Source organism: Reyranella soli (assembly GCF_007992495.1).
Taxonomy (GTDB): domain Bacteria; phylum Pseudomonadota; class Alphaproteobacteria; order Reyranellales; family Reyranellaceae; genus Reyranella; species Reyranella soli.
This window is the reverse complement of sequence record NZ_BKAJ01000048.1, coordinates 22514-41256: the sequence shown is the minus strand read 5'-3', so window position 1 is coordinate 41256 and position 18743 is coordinate 22514. Positions and strand designations below refer to the sequence as shown.

Genomic DNA, 18743 nt, shown 5'->3' with positions numbered 1-18743 from the left:
CCGGCTCACGTTCTCGGATTGAGGGCATCGCGCAGCCCGTCGCCCAGAAGGTTGAAGCCGATCGCGACCAGCGCCACCGCGAGCGAAGGCCACAGGATCATCCAGAAGCTCAGATGCATGAAGCGGCGTGCCTCGGCGACCATCAGGCCCCACTCCGAGGAGGGCGGCTGCGCGCCGAGTCCCAGGAAGCTCAGGGTCGCGAACAGCATGACCGCGAAGGCCACCCGGATGGTCATCTCGACCACGATCGGCGCCACGACGTTGGGCAGCATCTCGCGCAGCACGATGTAGCCGCCGCGCTCGCCGCGCGCGATGGCGGCGTTGACGTAGTCCTGCTTGGTGACCGCGAGCGCCACGCTGCGCGTCACGCGCGTCATCCCGGGCGTGAAGGCGATGCCGATCGCCATCACGGCGCTGAAGCTGCTCTTGCCCAGCAGGTTCACGATCAAGAGGGCGAACAGCAGCGACGGGATCGACAGGATGGCGTCGATGGTGCGCATGATCGCCTCGTCGGCGCGGCCGCCGAGGAACGCCGACGTGGTGCCGATCAGTGCGCCGGCCAGGGTGCCGAAGGCCGTGGCCAGGCAGGCCAGGATCACCGTCGAGCGTGCGCCGTAGAGCAGGCGGCTCAGGATGTCGCGGCCGTACTGATCGGTGCCGAGCAGGAACTCGGCGCTGGGCGCGCGATAGCGCAGGCGCGGGGCCATGGTGTCGGGCCCGTAGGGCGCGAGCCAGGGGCCGCAGACGACGATCACCAGGATCAGGCCGACGATCAGCACGCCCAGCAGGCCCTGCGGCGTGCGCAGCAGGCGGCGCAGAAGCTCAGCCATACTGGATCCTCTTGTCGATCCAGGCGTAGGCGAGGTCGGCCATGAAGTTCACCACCGAGTAGGTCGCCGCCATGATCAGGGCGCCGGCCTGGATCGAGGGCAGGTCGCGTGTCTGGATGGCGACGATCAGGTGACGGCCAATGCCGGGCAGGGCGAAGATCTCCTCGACCACGATCACGCCACCCAGCAGGTAGCCGACGTCGAGGGCGACGATGGTGATGGTCGGCAGCAGCGCGTTGTGCAGCGCGTGGTGGAACAGCACGGACCGTCGCGACAATCCCTTCAGGCGCGCGGCCCGCACGTAATCGGTGTGCAGCACGTCGACCAGCTCGGAACGCACCATGCGCGAGACATGGGCGATCAGGATCACCGACACCGTCAGCACCGGCAGCGCGAGGTGGGCAAGGCCGTCCCAGAAGTTCTCGGTGAGCGGCACGAAACCGGTCGCCGGCAGCAGCTGCAGCCAGTCGGCCAGCACCAGCACGATCAGCGTCGCGGTGACGAACTCGGGCAGCGACACGCCGACATAGGACACGATGCTGACCAGGAGATCGGCGAGCTTGCCGCGCCGCAGCGCCGCCACGATGCCGAGCGGCAGCGCCAGCACCAGCATCAGGGCGATCGTCAGCACCGCCAGGGTGAGCGAGCGGCCAAGCGCCTCGAGCAACACCGGTGCGACCGGCTGGCCGGTGCGCAGAGAGACGCCGAAGTCTCCCTGCAGCACGCCCCACAGCCAGTGGCCATACTGCACCCACACCGGCTGATCGAGACCGAGCTTGTCGCGGATTGCGGCCAGCGCATCGGGCGTGGCGTTCTCGCCCAGCAGCATGACGGCGGCATCGGCCGGCAGCACCTGGGTGATGCCGAACACCACCAGCGACACCACGAACAGCGTGTAGACGATCAGCGCCAGCCGCTTGACGAAGTAGCTCGGTGACACCGGGCTATCTGCCTCAGCCGCGCCGCGGCGCGCCGTCGCCCAGCGACACCTGGTCGATGCGGAACACCGCGCCGCGGGGATGCAGCCTGTAGCCTTCGACCCACTTGCGCTGCGCGGCCAGCAGGTCGAAGAACACCGGAATGATCGAGGGCACGTCCTGGTTCATCAGCCGCTGGGCCTCGGCATAGAGCTCGCGGCGCTTGCCCTCGTCGATGACGGCGCGGGCATCGCCCACCAGCTTGTCGAAGGCCGCGTTGTTCCAGCGCGTCTCGTTCCACGCGGCGTTCGAGGTGTAGAGCAGGCTGAAGATCGCGTCGGCCGTCGGCTGCATGTTGTAGAAGCCGACGTAGAACGGGCCCTTCTTCCACACCTGGTCGAGGTAGGTGGCGTGCGGCATGGTCTGCACGTTGATGGTGAAGCCCGCGGGCTTGGCCATCTCGCGCAAGGCCACGCCAAGCTGGGTGCGCGTGGCCGGCCGGTCCGAGGCGATCAGCGTCGCCGTGAGGCCGCCGGCGTAGCCCGCTTCGGCCAGCAGCGCCTTGGCACGGGCGATGTCGGGCTTCTTGAGCGGCAGCTCGGTATAGAAGTGGTAGGCAGGGTTGAGCGGCGTGTCGTTGCCCGGCGTGCCGTAGCCTTCTGCAACCAGCTCGACCATCGCCGCGCGATCGACCGTGAGCGCCAGGGCCTGGCGCACGCGCGCATCGTTGAACGGCTTCTGGTCGCAGCCCATGTTGACGTTGCAGAACTGGCCGGACGGCACGCGCAGCGCTTGCACGCCGCTCGTCTTCTCGAGACGCGCGTATTCGGTCGGCTGCACCGCCAGCATGAGGTCGGTGCCGCCGGCGATCAGCGCCGATCCTTCGGCCGTCGGATCGGGGTAGACCGCGACCTCGACCCGGTTCAGGTAAGGGCGCTCCTTGTCGTAGTAGGCGTCGTTGCGCGTCACCACGATCAGGCGCTCGGGCTCGAAGGAGACCAGCTTGAAGGGGCCAGTGCCCACCGCCTCGCGGTCGAGGCGCGCCAGGCCGGCGCTGACGATCGCCGCCGGCACGATCTTGGCGCAGGTGTTGGCCAGCATCACCGGCAGGTCGGCGTAGGGCGAAGAGAGGGTGAAGACGACGGTGCTGTCGTCCTTGGCCGTGACCTTGGCGACCGGCCCGATGTACTGGCGCGCCGGCGAGGCGGTCTTGGGGTCGAGAATGGCGGTGAAGGTGGCGACGACGTCGGCCGCCGTGCACGGGCTGCCGTCGTGGAACACGACACCCTTGCGCAGCACGAAGGTCCACTCCGTGAGATCGGGCGAGCTCGTCCACGATTCCGCCAGATCGGGCTCGGCCGTCATGTCGACCTTGAGACGCGTCAGAGCCGAGTACAGCAGCTCGGCGACGAGGTACTCCGGATTGACCCGCGTCAGCAGCGGATTGAGCTTGGCCACCGCCTGGTCGACGCTGATGCGCAAGGTGCCGCCGCGTTTGGGCGCGGCCCGGGCGGGGCCGAAGGAGGTGGAAGCGCCGAGGGCGAGACCACCGGTGGCGGCGAGAAGCAGGCGGCGGGAGAGGGCGGTCATGCGAGGCTCCGTGATGGCAGCGATGCTCGGTCGGGATTGAGATCGGCGGCGAAGTCGGCCGCGAGATAGGCAAGCACACTGCGGGCCAGCGCCACGATGTCGCCGATGGTCGTGTGTTCCTCGGGGCCGTGTCCGTTGCGCTCCGGCCGGCCCAAGCCGGCCAGCAGTACTTCGCGCATGCCGGTGCGCTGGACCCAGCCGAAATCCGAGCAGCTCGCCGCGCCCCATTTGCGGAACGACTCGAGCGGCCAACCGAAACCGAAAGACAGCGCCCGCTGCCAGCGCGGCCAGTGCGGGCCGGTCGGATCGTCAGTAGGAGCGAGATGGCCGATGAGATGGGTCTCCACCGCGAGACCGGACTCGGGCGGCACGGCGGCATGCACCGTCTCCTCGATCTCGGCCAGCGCCCGCTCGAAGCGCTCCTCCGGCGGATAGCGCCGGTTGACGACGATCTCGAACAGGTCCGGGATCTGCCCGCCGCTGGTGCCGCCGTGAGCGCTGACGATGCTGAGCTGCGCCGCGAGGGGACCGCTGGCGTGCGGTGGTGGCGGCAATGCGGACTGCCGGCGAGCCACGAGGGGCTTCAGCGCCTGTAGAGCGCCCAGAACCGGTAACGCCTGCTCGATGGCGTTGACGCCGCGGCCGGCGCGATTGCCGTCGCCGGCATGCACCGTTACACCGCGCAGCCGGATCAGAAGATTGAACAGGCCGAAGCAGCCGGCCCAGATGCGGGGTGCGGCGCTGCCATTGAAGTTGAGGATATGGCCCTCGAGCATGCCTTGCTCCGCCAGGTAGCGAACGCCGGGATAGAGGCCGCCTTCCTCGTCGGTGCAGAACAACAGCATGGGATCGTACGCCAGCTCGATGCCGCACGCCTCCGCCGCGCGCAGCGCCAGCAGGACGGCGGCGATAGTGCCCTTCATGTCGGACGTGCCGAGCCCGTAGAGCCGCTCGCCCTCGCGCGCGAGGCGGAACGGGTCGCGCCGCCAGCCCGCTGCCGCGGGCACCGTGTCGACGTGGAAGTAGAGCCCGCACACCGGCTTGCCGGTGCGGCGCGTCGCCAGGAGGTTGGTCCGCGCCCCGGACGCCGGACCGTCGGGCACGCGCCACAGCGCCTCCGGCACGTCCAGGCGCCGATGCTCGAAGCCCAGCGGCCCTGTGAGGTCCTCCATGAGGTCGGCGAAGGCCGGGTAGCCGCGGCCGGGCGGGAATGACGTGTCGATCGCGATCATGCGCGCGAGCTCGTCGACGGCTCGCTCGGCATCGCGCGCGATCGTAGCGTCGGCCGCGCCGCCAGCCTGAAGAAAAGCCGTTGTCCCGTTGGTCATTTTCTATAAACTTTATAGTAATAGAAAAGGACAGAGCGTGCGAGTCAACGGCAAAGCGCAGAAGGCGGCGGCACCCCCCGGCCCGGTCTTCGCGCGGCTCAGCGAGGCGACCGGCGCGCCGCTGCACGAGGCGGTGAAGCGGCGGGTGTCGGAAGCGATCCTGCTCGGCGAATGGCCGCCCGGCACGGTGCTGCCGAGCGAGGTGGCGCTGGCGGCCATGTTCGGCGTGGCCGTGGGCACGGTGCGGCGCGCCCTGGGCGATCTCACCGCCGAAGGCATGTTGAGCCGGCGCCGCAAGACCGGGACCGTCGTCACCGGCCGCACGCCGCATCACAGCCTGCGCCACTTTTTCCAGTACTTTCGCCTGCACGACCGCGACGGCGGGCTGGTGCGATCGACGGCGAAGGTGCTGTCGGTCGGCGTCGCCCGGGCGAACCGGCAGGAGAGTTCCAGCCTGCAGCTCGCGCCCGGCGCCGAGGTCGTCCACGTGCATCGCCTGCGCATCGTTGGCGGCAAGCCGGTGATGCGCGACCGCCTGGTCCTGCCGGCCGCCGCGGTGCCGGATTTCCCGACCGTGCCGGCGCGCGTGCCGGAGCTGCTGTATCTCCATCTGATCGAGCGCTACGGCCTGCGCGTCTCGGCGGTGCGCGAGCAGATCACGGCGGCGCTGGCCGATGCCGAGGACCTGCGCCTGCTGAAGCTTAAGTCGCCGGCGCCGCTGCTGGTGATCGACGAGGTCGCGTTCGACCAGTCGGGTGCGCCGGTGCTGCTCGGCAGCCATCGCGCCACGACAGCGGGCCACTGCTATGTCAATGAAGTGAGGTGATCCTGCTTCGCGCTATGCGCTTCGCAGGATCTAACCCTCCGAAGCCTCGGCGAAGGAGGACTAAAAGGCCCGCAGGCAGTCGCTGAAGGTCCGTATCGCCGGGCCGGTGATTTCCTTTGCCGGCGGGGCAGGCGGCAGGCCTGCGTGCGACAGGGCGCGGACTTCCTTGGGGCTCATGCCAAACTCGCGCCGGAACGCGCGGCTGAACGTCGAGGGATCGGCGAAGCACAGCATCTCGGCCACTGCGCCGATCGTGACGTCGTTTCGGGCATCGCACAGCAACGAAAAGCTTTCCAATAGGCGCCGGCGCTGAATGTACCGCGTAACGCCGCCTTCGCTCTCCAGCAGCCGGTAGAGCTGCGATCGCGATGTCGCTGCTTCCCGGCAGAGCTTGTCGGGGCCAAGCAGGTGTGAGCGCAGGTTGCGGCGAACGGCCTGCCGGACTCTCTCCATGAGCGTCAGGTTGATCTGGTCACGGGCGGCGGCAAGACCCTTTGCGGTAGGCGCCAGGCACGCTACCAGCATGGCCTCCACGGCGCTCCGCAGCCGTTGCGAGTTTTCCGCCTCAAGCACGGGCATGTTCCGCTCGAGCAGCAGCATGTAGTCGGCGAGCATCCGGGCACCGGGAGTGTTGATCGTCCTGCCTCTTGCGGCGTCGATCAACGGGGCGATCGTCGGGAAACTGTCACGGGCCAGGATGACCTGAATCCGTCGGTCGTCCGTCCTGCGCCGGATGGCCATCTCTTCGCCGAACGACAGGATAAAGGGTGTCTGCGGCGGCGCTTCGAACGAGATGCCGCCACGCGCCGTCACGTCGCTCGCGCTTTGCTTGCTGAGCGTGAACACCCAATGGTCGATCGCGTTGCGGCGGATGACCGAAGTCGTGCGGTTGACTGTGTTGGCGGGAGAGTTGACGCGGCTCAGGGTGATCCCGGGAACGCCCCACGTCTCGTTCTGAGCGACAAAACCCTCGTCGCGGGTTGGAGCCGGCATGACGTCGAACATCTTGTCATACCAGGCCTGCCAGCCTTCCAGCTGCCGGATGGCCGGTAGCGAGGCGGTGTCGAAATGCTCGGCCAGCATGGTTCTCTCTACAGGTGATGCGTTGCGCGCAGCCTATTACATCAGTGGTTGTGTTCCCGGGAACATCGCTCCGTGCATAGCAGCCGACCGCGCTGACGGGCGGCGTCAGCATGGGCCAGTCACGCCGGTGTGAGAATCGCCAATTCCAGGCGTTTCTTTTCTGCTTCTTCGTCAAACCTCTGGCCGACGATCTTGTAGGGGCGGCGGAACTCGAGCCTGATCGGCCAGCATTTCGGACTGAGTAGCAGGCGCCGCAGACTCTCTCCGAATCCCGGCAGATCCCGGCTCATGTCGTCCGTCATCTTGACGTGCAGCGGCATTATCCAAGCGCCCTTTTTCCAAGCAGCCTTGAGGATCTGGCCGTTTTTTATCCTGCCCATCCTGTTCGGTCCGACCGACACGTGTTCGGCTTGCTTGCTCGTTCGACCGCCTTCGAGGTGCGCAACGAAGCACTGCTGTCTGTCGAAGAGTTCCATGACCCTTTTCATTGCAGACCAGTTGAGTTTCCGCGACTCCAGCGTGTCGTCGCGGCCGACTCGAATGCAGCGTAGCCACTCATGATGCTCCGGCGTGAACCCCTTGAAGAGGTTCTTGTCCGGAAGACTCCATGGAAACATCCTGAGCCTGAACATCGCCCAGGGCCAGAACACGAGAGGGATGAAAAACGTTTCGATGAGCGATGGATGGTTTGCAACGATCAGAACGCGGCCGCGTCGCATGTAGCCCACTGCGCGCCAATAGCCGCTGATCCTGATGACGCGGAACAGTCCGAGGAACCAGAAGGGGATCCCAAGAAGAGTTCCGAGCATCACCGCCATGGCGAGGCCGCTCAAGAGCGACGCGAGTCGGTCTTTGCGCCCCCGTTGCATGAGTTTACCGTAATTCGTGTTCTCCGAATTTCAAACCCTCGAATTCAGGGAAAGAACGCCGCGGAGAATTCAGCGCGTGAGTACGCGGCGCGTCATCCGTTGCGGAAGGCGTAGCCGTAGCCGTTGAGCGCCGGCGCGCCGCCGAGATGGGCGTAGAGCACCTTCGATCCCTTGGGGAAGAGGCCCTTCTTCACCAGGTCGATGGTGCCCTGCATGGACTTACCCTCGTAGACCGGGTCGGTGATCATGCCCTCCAGCCGGGCGGTGAGGCGGATCGCCTCCTTGGTCTCCTCCGACGGCACGCCGTAGGCCGGGTAGGCGTAGTCTTCGAGCAGGACGACATCGTCGTCGGCGATCTCCTTGCCGAGCTTCACGAGCTGGGCGGTGTTGCGCGCAATCTCCAGCACTTGCGCCTTGGTCTGCGCCGGCGTGCCAGAGGCGTCGATGCCGATTACCTTGCGCTGGCGTCCGTCCTTGGCGAAGCCCACCACCATGCCGGCATGGGTCGAGCCGGTGACGGTGCAGACCACGATGTAGTCGAAGGAAAAGCCCAGCTCCTTCTCCTGCTCGCGCACTTCCTCAGCGAAGCCGACATAGCCCAGGCCGCCGAACTTGTGCACCGAGGCGCCGGCCGGGATGGCGTAGGGCTTGCCGCCCTTGGCCTTCACGTCGTCGATCGCTTCCTGCCAGCTCTTGCGAATGCCGATGTCGAAGCCGTCATCGACCAGGCGCACGTCGGCGCCCATGACGCGGCTCAGCATGATGTTGCCGATGCGGTCGTAGACGGCATCCTCGTGCGGCACCCAGCTCTCCTGCACCAGTCGGCACTTCATGCCGATCTTGGCCGCGACCGCCGCCACCATGCGGGTGTGGTTCGACTGCACGCCGCCGATCGAGACCAGCGTGTCGGCATTGGAGGCGAGCGCGTCCGGGATGATGTACTCGAGTTTGCGCAGCTTGTTGCCGCCGTAGGCGAGACCCGAGTTGCAGTCCTCGCGCTTGGCGTAGAGCTCGACCTGACCGCCGAGATGGGCGGAAAGCCGCTCCAGCTTCTCGATATGGGTGGGGCCGAAGGTGAGGGGATAACGCGGGAAGTCCTTGAGCATGGGCGGATTCATAGCAAATCGCCTCCTGAAGGTGCTCCCGAATAAGTGGATGCGTTTGCGCTCAGATTTCACTGAGGTGCTTTGTCTTTGTTGATAGTCTCATTATGAGTTAATAATCCGGAAGAATCTTCCGGAGGCCCATATCGACCGCATCGACCTCAAGATGCTGCGGCTGCTGCAGGCCAATGGCCGCTTGAGCAATGCCGAGCTGGCCAAGAAGGCGGGCGTCAGCGCCGCGACCTGCCATCGTCGCACGCAGCGCCTGTTCGAGGAGGGCCTGATCGCCGAGGTGCGGGCCATGGTCGATCCGCGCAAGGTCGGCCGCGGCGCGCTGGTCATGGTGGGCGTGGTGCTCGACCGCTCGACGCCGGAGAGCTTCGCCCAGTTCGAGAAGGCGGTGGCGAAGCTCCGCTTCGTGCTCGACTGCCACCTGGTGGCCGGCGACTTCGACTACTTCCTGAAGATAAGGGTCGGCGACATGGCCGACTTCAACCGCATCCACGGCGAGCAGCTGATCGCGCTGCCCGGCGTGCGCCAGACCCGCACTTTTTTCGTGATGAAGGAAGTCGTCGACGGCGCGCCGCTCGATTTTTGAGGTCAGGGTGTGAGGATCTCCTAATCGAACAACGTGAGATCGATCGCGTGGCCCATCTTGCAATAGCCGCTATCGCTCGGGTGCAGGCCGTCGCCGCAGTCGTCGACTGTCCGCATCTGGGTCGGGATCTGGGGATCAAGCAACGCGGCGTCGAAATCGGCGACGCCGTCGAAGGCCCCGCTTTCCCGTATCCAGGCATTCACCGTGACCCGGTGCCTTTCCCGCGTCGGGTTCCAGGCATTTGCCATGAAGGTTTCATTGCCGAACGGGGTCAGCGTCGCGCCGAACAGCTTGATGCCGGCGCTGTGGGCGCGAACCACCATCTGCTGCAGCCCGGCGATCATCTGCTCGGCAGTGACTTCCTCTTCAGGCCTGGCCCAACGGTTGCGCAGATCATTGGTGCCGAGCATGACGATTGCGTGCGTTACTCCCGGCTGCGCCAGCACGTCGCGGTCGAAGCGTCGGAGACCGCTATCGCCGCGAATGTCGTGCAGAATCCGGTTGCCGCCCAGTCCGTTGTTGACGACGCCAAACGGGCGTCTGCCATGGGCGACGAGGCGACGCGCCAGCTGGTCGGGCCATCGACAGTAGGCGTCGATCGTCGAAATGTTGCCGTCGGTCAGCGAGTCCCCGAGCGCCACGACCCCGCAAGCCTCGCTCGAGGCGAGCACATCGACGCCGCACAGGAAGAACCACTGATCCGACAGATTGCCAACCGGCATCACCCGATCGGCAACGAAATTGCCCGGCGGCGATATGTAGTTGGTCTGCCTTGCATAGCGGCCGGTGATCGAGAAATTCGCCAGCACTTCGCCCGGCAGATGAAAGCTGACCGCAAGATCAGCTAGCGGCGGAACGGAAAGCTCGACCGGGTCGCTGAACAGCACCGCACCGGCCGCAATGACGGTCGAATCACTGCCGCCGAAGCTCAACTTGCGGCCGCTATCCTCGACGATCGCGGGTCCCTTGTCGCGCAACGCAATTTGCGCCGCGCCGATGGTAAGCGGGCGATTGCCGTATGCGTTTGAGATCCGCACCCGCAGTCGGTCGCCACCGAGGCTGATGCGCGGGTTCATGCGCAGCGTATGGTTGTTGAACCCGACAACGCCTTCAGCCGGCGCAGGCGCTGCCGCCCAGGTTCCGACCCAATGTCCGTCGCTTGGCATCGGTATCCCAAACTAGTTCATGAGGCCGTAGAACTTGCCGGCGTTCTCGCAGGTGATCTTGTGAGTGACGTCGTCCGGCAGGTGGCCGAACTGCTTGGCGATGTATTCCGAGGAATCCGGCCAGATGCCGTCGGGATGCGGGTAGTCGGAGCCCCACATCAGGGTTTCGACGCCCATGTCCTCGATCAGCTTGGTGCCGATGCGGTCATACTGGAACGTGGCACGGCACTGGCGGCGCCAGTATTCGCTCGGCAGGAGCTTCATCTTTATGTCGCGGTATTGGTCGAGATACTCGTTGTCCATGCGGTCGATCAGGTAGGGAAGCCAGCCGATCCCGCTCTCGCCGAACACCACCCGGAACCGCGGGAAGCGCTCGAACACCGCCGCACCCATCAGCGCCGTCAGGATGTGGCCGAGCGTCATCTGGAACATGCAGATGCTGCTGTAACGCATGGCGAGGCCGGCAGCGCCGGTGGTCTGGGCGCGGAGCTTCGGATCGACCGACGGGAAGGTGTGGAAATGGAGCGGCAACTGCGTCTCGTCGATCGCCGCCCATAGCGGATCCCACATCGGATGCCACATCGGCGTCATGTTCCAGGAACAGCTGAGCTCGACGCCTTTGACGCCGAGCTTGGCGACGCGATGCACTTCCTTCACCGCGGCGGGGATGTCGCCGAACGGTAGGCAGGCCAGGCCGATCATCCGCTGCGGATGGCGCTTGCAGAAGTCGATGATGAAGCTGTTGTAGATGCGCAGCATTTCCGCTGAGGCGCCGGCGTCCTCCAGCTTCGCCGCGGCGGCGAGCACGCCGTAGATCACCTCGGCGTCGACGCCGTCCTTGTCGAGCTCCTGGGCGCGCAGGTCGGGGTCGCCCGGGCGGCGGACGCCGTTGAGACCGGCGTCATACAGACCAGTCTCCGCCATGCGGTCGGCGCGGTGCTGCTTGCCGGGTTCGTACTTGCGGCCTGCCGAGCCGACGCCGGCGATCAGCCCGAAGGAGGCGCCGTTGCGCGCGACCCACTCCTTGCCGTTCGGTCCTTCGCTGACGAAGGGCATCCGCTCCTTGAGATCGCCTGATGCTTCCGAAGTGAAGAGATCCGGCGGCAACCAGATCATATCGAGATGGCAATCGGCCGAGATTCGTTTGTATTGCATCTGCTTCAACTCCCTACGGCGGATCAGATACCGAGTACTCGAGAGCACTTGCCAACGGATTGAAGACCGCCATCCTGCACGTGTGGGATGTCCATGTCGAGCAACCATGGAGGAAACGCATGCGGCGAGTCATCGATCTGGAATGCGTGCTGCCACCGGATGAGAACGGCGTTGCGCGGCAATATTTCGGTGCCGCCGGTCACCGCATCGGCGAGGGCGATCCCGAGCTGCTGCCGCCATTGCCGGGCTACGGCTTCGAGAACTACCGCAACATCTTCACACGCCGTGAGGGCGGCGCGCGCCAGCCGGACGCCGCGAAGCCCGCCGGCAAGTCGCTGGCCGAGATCGTTGCGCAGATGGATCGCGACGGTGTTCAGACCTCGGTGATCCATCGCATGCCGAACGACCTGCTGGCGAGGATCGTGCAAGCCTATCCGACGCGCTTCTTCGGCCTCGCCACGCTCAGCCCGTTCGACGGCATGCGTGGGGTGCGCGAACTGGTGAGGCTGGTGCGCGAGGAGAAGGTGCAGGGCCTGCGCGTCGGCGCCCTGTACAACGGCCTCGCCGCCAGCGACCGGCGCTACTACCCGCTCTATGCCAAATGCGTCGAGCTGGACATTCCGGTGCGCATCTACACCTCGATGAACTACGCCAACGACCGGCCTTACGATCTCGGCCACCCGCGCCACCTCGACCAGGTGGCGATCGACTTCCCGGAACTCAGGATCATCGCCGGCTTGGCCGGCTGGCCATGGATCAACGACATGGTCGGTCTTTTGCGCCGGCACCCGAACCTCGTTTGCGACACCGCCTCGCACCATCCGCGCTACTTCGGCACCGCAGGCTCGGGCTGGGAGATGCTGCTGCAGTTCGGCAACACGCTGCTGCAGGACAAGGTGATGGTCGGCTTTTCCGCCGAGCAGTTCGGCCTGTCGATTGCGGAGATGGTGAAGCTGTACGAAGCACTGCCGCTGAAGGAAGCCGTGGTGGAGAAGTGGCTGTACGGCAACGCCAGGCGCTTCCTTCGGCTCCCCTGACGTTCGTAGCCTGCCCGTGCGAACTTGACTTCAAATCTCCTTGTACGGAACGAGATTGTCCGTAGTCAGCAGCAGAAGCTGATCGGTCCTGAATATCTGCCGAGCAATGTCTCGCACGACCTTGATGGCGTCCGAATCCGATTCTTTGAGTCCGGATTGGATGCTCATGTCGCTCCCGTTGTCGTACTTCCTCGCCTTCAAGGTCAGCCCGTGACCTTCGATGGTCACATAGTAGCCGTGGTAGCTTGGGCCACCGGATACAGTGTCCTGATCGAACCGCTCGAGCGTGACGGAATAGTCCCTTCCGTTTACCGCTATGGCCTTTCTGTCGATCATGCCAGTTCGCCTCTCGCCGCCGTTCCAGGCACAGTCTAGCCGGTGCGGCCGTAGCGGTCGGCGGAAAATGGGGCTATCCTCGCGTGGCGCGTTCATGAAGTCGAGGCAACAGCATCGTCCAAGGCCCTTTAGCCGAGGAGAACCCGCATGCTCTCGAAGGAAGACAACGAACTGATTTCCCGCACCGGCCCCGGCACGCCGATGGGCAATGCGATGCGGCGCTACTGGGTCCCTGCCTGCCTGTCGAGCGAGATCGGCGAAGCGGACGGTGCGCCGGTGCGCGTCAAGTTGATGGGCGAGGAGCTCGTCGCCTTCCGCGACACCGAGGGGCGCATCGGGCTGGTCGAGGAGTATTGCCCGCATCGTCGCGTGTCGCTCTATTTCGGGCGCAACGAGGAGTGCGGCCTGCGCTGCGTCTATCACGGCTGGAAGTTCGACGTGACCGGCGCCTGCGTCGATCAGCTGAACGAGCCGGAGGAACACCAGTTCAAGCACAAGGTGAAGCTCGTGGCCTATCCGACCTGCGAGCTCGGCGGGATCGTCTGGGCCTACCTCGGACCGGCCGAGAAGATGCCGCCCTTGCCGAAATTCGCCTGGACCCAGGTGGCGGAAGCCCGCCGCCACGTCACCAAGGTCGTCGAGGAATGCAACTACCTGCAGGCGCTCGAAGGCGGCATCGACACCTCGCACGCGCCGATCCTGCACCGGTTGCTGACCGACAAGTCGACGCGCGGCGGCCTGAAGCCGTCGAGCCCGTTCGTGCGCGGCAAGGCGCCGAACTTGCGTGTCGACATCACCGACTACGGCTATCTCTACGCCGGGGTGCGGCCGCTTGCCGAGGGCGACATCCACGTGCGGACCTATCACTTCATCATGCCGTTCCACCAGATCCGCCCGTCGCGTTCGGAAAGCGGATTGCGGACCGACGCCGGCCATATCTGGGTGCCGATCGATGACCACAACTGCATGGTCTACAACTGGATCTACAGCATCACCGATCAGCCGCTGACCGCGGAAGACCGTCTCGAACGCGGCCTCGGCAATGGGCCGTTGCATGTCGACCAGACGACCTTCCGTTCGTTCCAGAACCGGACGAACAACTACGGCCTCGACCGCAAGGTGCAGAAGACCGAGAGCTACACCGGCATCGACGGCATCAACCAGCAGGACCGCGCCCTGCAGGAAAGTATGGGCCGGGTCGTCGACCGCAGCCGCGAGCATCTAGGCCCCGCCGACAAGGCGATCATCCAGGCCCGCAAGCTGCTGCGCGAAGCGGTGAAGGCAGTCGAAGCTGGCCAGCAGCCGGCCGGCACCGGCATCAGCTACTACACGGTCAAGGCCGGCGAAGACGTCTTCGCGCGCGATGCCGACTGGCACCAGGCGTTGGCGCCCGACATCACCAAGGACAGGATCCTGCAGACCGTGTAGGCGCTCTGAGCGAGCGCCCGGGTCAGAACGGCAGGCCGACGTAGTTCTCGGCCAGCATGACCTGGGCGGCACGCGAGGAAGCGAGATAGTCGAGCTCGGCGATCTGCATCTGCCGCTCGAAGCTTTGCGGGGCATGCAGCTTGTGCAGCAGCATCGTCATCCACCACGAGAAGCGCTCCGCCTTCCAGACGCGCGCCAATGCGGTGTCGCTGTAGGCAGCGAGGAGGTCGTCGTTGTTCGTCTTGTAGTGCGCGACCAGGGCGCGGCAGAGGTAGTGCACATCGGAGGCGGCAAGGTTCAGGCCCTTGGCGCCGGTCGGCGGCACGATGTGCGCGGCATCGCCCGCCAGGAACAGGCGGCCATGCTGCATCGGCGTCGAGACGAAGCTGCGCAGCGGGGCGATGCTCTTTTCGATCGACGGACCCGTCGTGATGTTGGGTGACGCCGAACCCAGCCGCACCTTGAGTTCATCCCATACCCGCGCGTCGGACCATTCTTCGATCTTGTCGTCGAGATCGCATTGCAGGTAGTAGCGGCTGCGCGTCAACGACCGCATCGAGGCGAGTGCAAAGCCATGGTCGTGGCTGGCATAGATCAGCTCCGGTGAGCAGGGCGGCACGTCGGCCAGGATGCCGACCCAGCCGAAAGGATAGACGCGCTCAAAGGTCTGCCGGATCGACTCCGGCAGGGTCGGTCGACTGACCCCGTGGAAGCCGTCGCATCCGGCGATGAAGTCGCAGACCAGCTCCCGTCTTTTGCCGGCGACGTCGAAAGCCAGGCGCGGGCGATTGCTGTTGGGGTCGTCAATGACGACGTCCGACGCCTCCCAGACGATCAAGCCGTCGCCGGACAGCCGCGCCGCGATGAGATCCTTGGTGACTTCGGTCTGCCCGTAGACGGTGACTGTCTTGCCGACGAGCTCGCGAAAGTCGATGCGAAAGCGTCGGCTGCCGCTGCCGATTTCCACACCGTCATGCACCAGCCCTTCGCGGTGCAGGCGTTCGGCGACGCCCGCCTCCTCGAGCAGGCCGACCGTGCCCTGCTCGAGCACGCCGGCGCGGATGCGATTCTCGACGTAGCTCCGCGAGCGCGCCTCGACGATGACGCTCTCCACGCCATGCACCTTCAGGAGCCGCGCCAGCAAAAGGCCGGCCGGGCCCGCGCCAATGATGCCGACCTGGGTCCTCTCTTCCATCGCGGTAGCCTACTATCAAACTGTTTGGCTACAAAACAAATTGGCCAGCTACCAGCTCATGCGCACGCCGGCGGTGAGCGCATGCGCGCTGTCCTGGCCCGCGATGTTGCCCTCGTAGCGGAGATAGGCCGACGTCCCGTCGGCAATCGCGGTGTTGGCCGAAAAGCCCACCACCGCACCGTCGCGCGTCGGCGAAATGCCGTAGGTCGTGAACGGCATGAGCGGCGCGCCCGCCAGGGTCGCCGTCACCGGCCTCGCCGTGTCGGCATACTCGTGGCTCCAGCCCAGCCGCAGCTGCAGCGCGAGCTTCTCGCGCCAGCCGAGGTCGATCGCGGCGCCGAGCTGGGCACCGAGCACCGACCGCAGCGAGTTCGTCGTCTGGCCCGCCACGGTAAGATTGAGCGACTGTGCCCCGTTCTCGGTGAAGCCGTTCATCGCGCCGGTGTAACCCTGGAGCCGGGCGAACGGCGTGACGGCGGCGTCGGCCGGGGTGCCGATATCGAAGCGGTAGCCGCCCTCGATCTGACCGTACCACTGATTCGCCCCGGCGCTGCCCTGCGCGGTGCGCGGCTGCAGGCCGGGGATGAAGATTTGCCGCCACATCTGATTGTAGCTGTAGGCGTAGCCGAGCACGGCGTCGGCATAGACCTTGTCCTGCCGATAGCCGCCATAGAGGCCGGCGAGAAAGGTGTCGGTGGTGCCGTTGCCGCTGAAGCCCGAAGTCCACTGCGTGCCGGCGGTGTAGCCCGCCGTCACGCCGACACTGAGGCCGGGTGCGACCACGCGATCCAAACCGGCCGCGAAGCCGCCGACGCTATAGGTGACCGCGCCTGTACCCGCGTTGGCGCCGATCGTGCCGAGGCCGCCCAGCGCGCCACCCCACGCTCCCCAGGCGGCCGGCGGGCTCACGTCGCAGGCGACATCGCACGCTTCGGCCAGGGCGACGCGATTGCTGGCCGGGCTGCCGCCGCCGCTCGTCTGGTTGGCGAAGTTGTTCATGAAGAGCAGGGCGCCCTGCACCAGGGTGCTCGAGAAGCTCGAGTAGTTCTGGCCGCTCAGCGACGTCAGCGTCGCCTGTGCCAGCGCCGGCGACTGGGTGTTGGTGGCCATGGTGCCCAGCACCGTTGCGAAATCGCCGGTCGCGGTGAAGACGTTGGCGTCGAGCACCCGGCCGACGGTCTGTTGCGTCGCCGTCTGACCCGCTGCGGCGAAGCCGCCCACCTGCAGGGTCAGATAGACGTTGTTGGCGTCGTAGCTGAGCGACGGCAGCAGGAACGGATAGAGGCTGTTGGCCGACGCGAAGGTGCCGGCAACGCCGCCGGTGGCATTGAGGATGGTGTAGGTCGTGCGTGGCGCCTGCACGCCCGAGGCGCCGACGACGCTGACCGTGCCATTGAGGGAAGCGGTGCCCGGCGTTCCCGTCACGTTGATGCGGTCGCTCTGGCCCACTGCACTGGTTTCGACCTGATAGGTGCCACCGTTCTGCGCCAGGCTGCCGTTCACCGTCATGGTGCCGATCGAGTTGCCCGGCGCCAGCGCGCCGAAGTTGGCCACGTTGCCGACGATCGTGCCGGTGCCGGAGAGCAAGCCTGCATTCACGATCGAGCCGGTCACCACGCCGTTGTTGGCGAAGCTGCCGGCGTTGCTGATGCTGCTCAGCATCGTGCCGTTATTGACGATCGTGCCCTGGTTCAGCAGCGAGGCATTGACCGACTGGAAGGTACCGGCGTTGTTGAGCGTCGCGCCGGGCGAGACCGCATAGCCGCCGCCCGTCACGAAGGTGGCGCCCGGCAAGGTGGTGAGGTTGCCGATCAGGGTGCCGCTCAGCGCCAGGGTGCCGCCGCCGACGATGGTGCCGCCGGTGTAGGTGTTGTTGCCGCCGAGCACCAGGATGCCCGTGCCGAGCTTGGTGAGGCTGCCCGGGCCGCTGATGTTGTTGCTCCACATGTCGATGGCGTGGAAGCCACCCTTGGAGGCATCCATCGTCACCGTGACGTTGGAGGTGAAGGCGCCGTAGCCGCCCGCGGCGGCGAACAGGTTGAGCCGCTCCCAGCCGGAGCCGTCGTCGAGCGGTGCGCCCGACGGCAGCTCGGTGCTCGCCAGCACGTCCCGCCGCTGGCTCGCCGAGAGATAAGGGAAGCGCGAGGCGATCAGCAGCTCGGCATTGGTGGGGACGACCGGCGCGAGATTGGTCGGGCCGGTGGTAGGCAGGCCGTAGTTGGTCAGCGCGGCATAGGCCTGGCTGGCGGCGGTGAACTGCGCCGCCGTCGGGAAGGTTCCGTTGGCGATGCAGGTCGCCACGTTGGTGGCGCAGGTCGCATAGGGTACGGGCACGCCGCCTGCGATCGCTCCGCGCAGCGTGGCCGCCGTCGACTGCAGCAGGGCCTGATAGTCGCCGGTGACGAAGGATTGGTTGTTCGCCAGCACCTGGACCATCGTGTAGTAGGCCGCGATGCGACCGCCGATGATGTCGGTCGGATAGTGCACGCCGATGAAGTTGCGGCTGAGGCCGAACAGCTGGGCCGACACCATCAGGTCCTGATAGGCCTCCGGCATCATGACGGCATAGGTCAGGGCGGCGAGGCTGCTGCCCATCATGTGTGCACTGGGGAAGGACCCCGACGTCGACTTTGCCGAATCCGACTCCCAGTTGGCGGTTTGCACCGCCGCCGGACAGTTGGCGGCCGCCGTGCCCGCGGGACAAGGGACCGTGGCATTGGTCCACTGGTTTCCCCAGATGACCGCGTTGGTCTGGAAGGGGTGCGGATCGATGTTGGCGAGATTGTAGGGGCCCGACTGTCCGAAGCTCTGGTACGTGGTGAAGCCGGTGTAGCTCTTCAGGAACGTCGCCTGGGAGGAGATGTTGGGGACCTGGAAGGCGTTGTTGACGGCGGTCATCACGCTGCTGTTGCCAAGAGCGGCCAGGACGTTGGCATCCAGCGACGAGGGGTTGTTGTAGGGTTGCCAGATCTGGGTCAGCACGGCCGCGAGGTTGGCGTTCGCCGCCGCCTGGAGTTGCTGGTTGTAGGTCGGGCTCTGGTAAAGGCTGGTCTGGGTCTGGAAGCTGGCAGACAAGGCGTTTGTCCCGACCAGGGTCGTGAAGGGCGACAGGAGTGACGTCAGCTGGTTCTGCTGGGTGGTGGTGCATGCGGCGGTGACGCAGGCCGTGGCGGTTTGTGCACCCGCCGGCGCGGCATGGATCAGCGATCCCGTGGCCAGCGCGAACGCCGCACTGAGCCCGTATTGACGCGCCTGTCTCATAGTCCTCCCCCTCGCGCGCCC

Annotated in this window: 16 protein-coding genes; 4 read left to right on the top strand and 12 right to left on the bottom strand. The window is 66.0% G+C overall.

The window, feature by feature from the left end:
* Positions 1 to 5: 5 nt before the first annotated feature.
* From RSO01_RS15190 to RSO01_RS15175, 4 genes are read right to left on the bottom strand one after another with little or no spacing between them, the layout of a single operon-like run.
* Positions 6 to 830 carry an ABC transporter permease gene (locus RSO01_RS15190; RefSeq protein WP_147149956.1) on the bottom strand — a complete coding sequence of 275 codons (825 nt, stop codon included), beginning with the start codon at positions 828 to 830 and terminating at the stop codon, positions 6 to 8.
* Entirely contained in the window at positions 823 to 1770 is a 948-nt protein-coding gene (locus RSO01_RS15185) for an ABC transporter permease (protein ID WP_147149955.1), read from the bottom strand. Before RSO01_RS15185 ends, RSO01_RS15190 begins: the two co-directional genes overlap by 8 nt.
* Positions 1771 to 1783: 13 nt before the next feature.
* On the bottom strand, positions 1784 to 3337 hold the full coding sequence (locus RSO01_RS15180) for an ABC transporter substrate-binding protein (protein ID WP_147149954.1): 1554 nt from the start codon (positions 3335 to 3337) through the stop codon (positions 1784 to 1786).
* Complete coding sequence (locus tag RSO01_RS15175) at positions 3334 to 4665, bottom strand: M20 family metallopeptidase (protein WP_246158427.1); 1332 nt, start codon at positions 4663 to 4665, stop codon at positions 3334 to 3336. Before RSO01_RS15175 ends, RSO01_RS15180 begins: the two co-directional genes overlap by 4 nt.
* Before the next feature lie 37 nt (positions 4666 to 4702).
* On the opposite strand from RSO01_RS15175, the gene RSO01_RS15170 reads away from it, so the two are divergent.
* Positions 4703 to 5491: a GntR family transcriptional regulator gene (locus RSO01_RS15170; protein ID WP_147149953.1), complete on the top strand. Its 789-nt coding sequence runs from the start codon at positions 4703 to 4705 to the stop codon at positions 5489 to 5491.
* A 60-nt stretch (positions 5492 to 5551) separates the two neighbouring features.
* On the opposite strand, the gene RSO01_RS15165 is transcribed toward RSO01_RS15170, so the two are convergent.
* The 3 genes from RSO01_RS15165 to RSO01_RS15155 all read right to left on the bottom strand — a co-directional run bounded on the left by RSO01_RS15165 (position 5552) and on the right by RSO01_RS15155 (position 8549).
* A complete protein-coding gene (locus RSO01_RS15165) occupies positions 5552 to 6574 on the bottom strand; it encodes a helix-turn-helix transcriptional regulator (protein ID WP_147149952.1) in 1023 nt (340 codons plus the stop codon).
* 119 nt (positions 6575 to 6693) lie between these two features.
* Positions 6694 to 7443, bottom strand: a complete 750-nt coding sequence (locus RSO01_RS15160) for a lysophospholipid acyltransferase family protein (protein WP_170303076.1) — start codon at positions 7441 to 7443, stop codon at positions 6694 to 6696.
* Positions 7444 to 7535: 92 nt separating this feature from the next.
* Entirely contained in the window at positions 7536 to 8549 is a 1014-nt protein-coding gene (locus RSO01_RS15155; RefSeq protein ID WP_147150005.1) for a 1-aminocyclopropane-1-carboxylate deaminase, read from the bottom strand.
* A 115-nt stretch (positions 8550 to 8664) separates the two neighbouring features.
* Between RSO01_RS15155 and RSO01_RS15150 the strand changes: the two genes are divergently transcribed.
* A complete protein-coding gene (locus RSO01_RS15150; protein WP_281291458.1) occupies positions 8665 to 9144 on the top strand; it encodes an Lrp/AsnC family transcriptional regulator in 480 nt (159 codons plus the stop codon).
* A 20-nt stretch (positions 9145 to 9164) separates the two neighbouring features.
* On the opposite strand, the gene RSO01_RS15145 is transcribed toward RSO01_RS15150, so the two are convergent.
* Together RSO01_RS15145 and RSO01_RS15140 are read right to left on the bottom strand one after the other, a co-directional pair.
* Positions 9165 to 10220, bottom strand: coding sequence for an SGNH/GDSL hydrolase family protein (locus RSO01_RS15145; RefSeq protein ID WP_170303075.1), 1056 nt, complete (start codon positions 10218 to 10220; stop codon positions 9165 to 9167).
* A 102-nt stretch (positions 10221 to 10322) separates the two neighbouring features.
* Complete coding sequence (locus tag RSO01_RS15140) at positions 10323 to 11465, bottom strand: amidohydrolase family protein (protein ID WP_170303074.1); 1143 nt, start codon at positions 11463 to 11465, stop codon at positions 10323 to 10325.
* A gap of 119 nt (positions 11466 to 11584) precedes the next feature.
* On the opposite strand from RSO01_RS15140, the gene RSO01_RS15135 reads away from it, so the two are divergent.
* Entirely contained in the window at positions 11585 to 12502 is a 918-nt protein-coding gene (locus RSO01_RS15135; RefSeq protein ID WP_147149947.1) for an amidohydrolase family protein, read from the top strand.
* 30 nt (positions 12503 to 12532) lie between these two features.
* Here RSO01_RS15135 and RSO01_RS15130 read toward each other — a convergent pair whose 3' ends face one another.
* The gene (locus RSO01_RS15130) at positions 12533 to 12838 is read right to left on the bottom strand and encodes a hypothetical protein (RefSeq protein ID WP_147149946.1); all 306 of its coding nucleotides are present in this window, start codon (positions 12836 to 12838) and stop codon (positions 12533 to 12535) included.
* Between the two features lie 147 nt (positions 12839 to 12985).
* Between RSO01_RS15130 and RSO01_RS15125 the strand changes: the two genes are divergently transcribed.
* Positions 12986 to 14266, top strand: coding sequence for a Rieske 2Fe-2S domain-containing protein (locus RSO01_RS15125; RefSeq protein ID WP_147149945.1), 1281 nt, complete (start codon positions 12986 to 12988; stop codon positions 14264 to 14266).
* 22 nt (positions 14267 to 14288) lie between these two features.
* On the opposite strand, the gene pobA is transcribed toward RSO01_RS15125, so the two are convergent.
* Both pobA and RSO01_RS15115 read right to left on the bottom strand, forming a co-directional pair.
* A complete protein-coding gene (gene pobA / locus RSO01_RS15120; RefSeq protein ID WP_147149944.1) occupies positions 14289 to 15461 on the bottom strand; it encodes a 4-hydroxybenzoate 3-monooxygenase in 1173 nt (390 codons plus the stop codon).
* A gap of 48 nt (positions 15462 to 15509) precedes the next feature.
* Positions 15510 to 18722 (bottom strand): autotransporter domain-containing protein, encoded by a 3213-nt coding sequence (locus RSO01_RS15115; RefSeq protein WP_147149943.1) that lies wholly within the window; start codon positions 18720 to 18722, stop codon positions 15510 to 15512.
* Between the last annotated feature and the right edge of the window lie 21 nt (positions 18723 to 18743).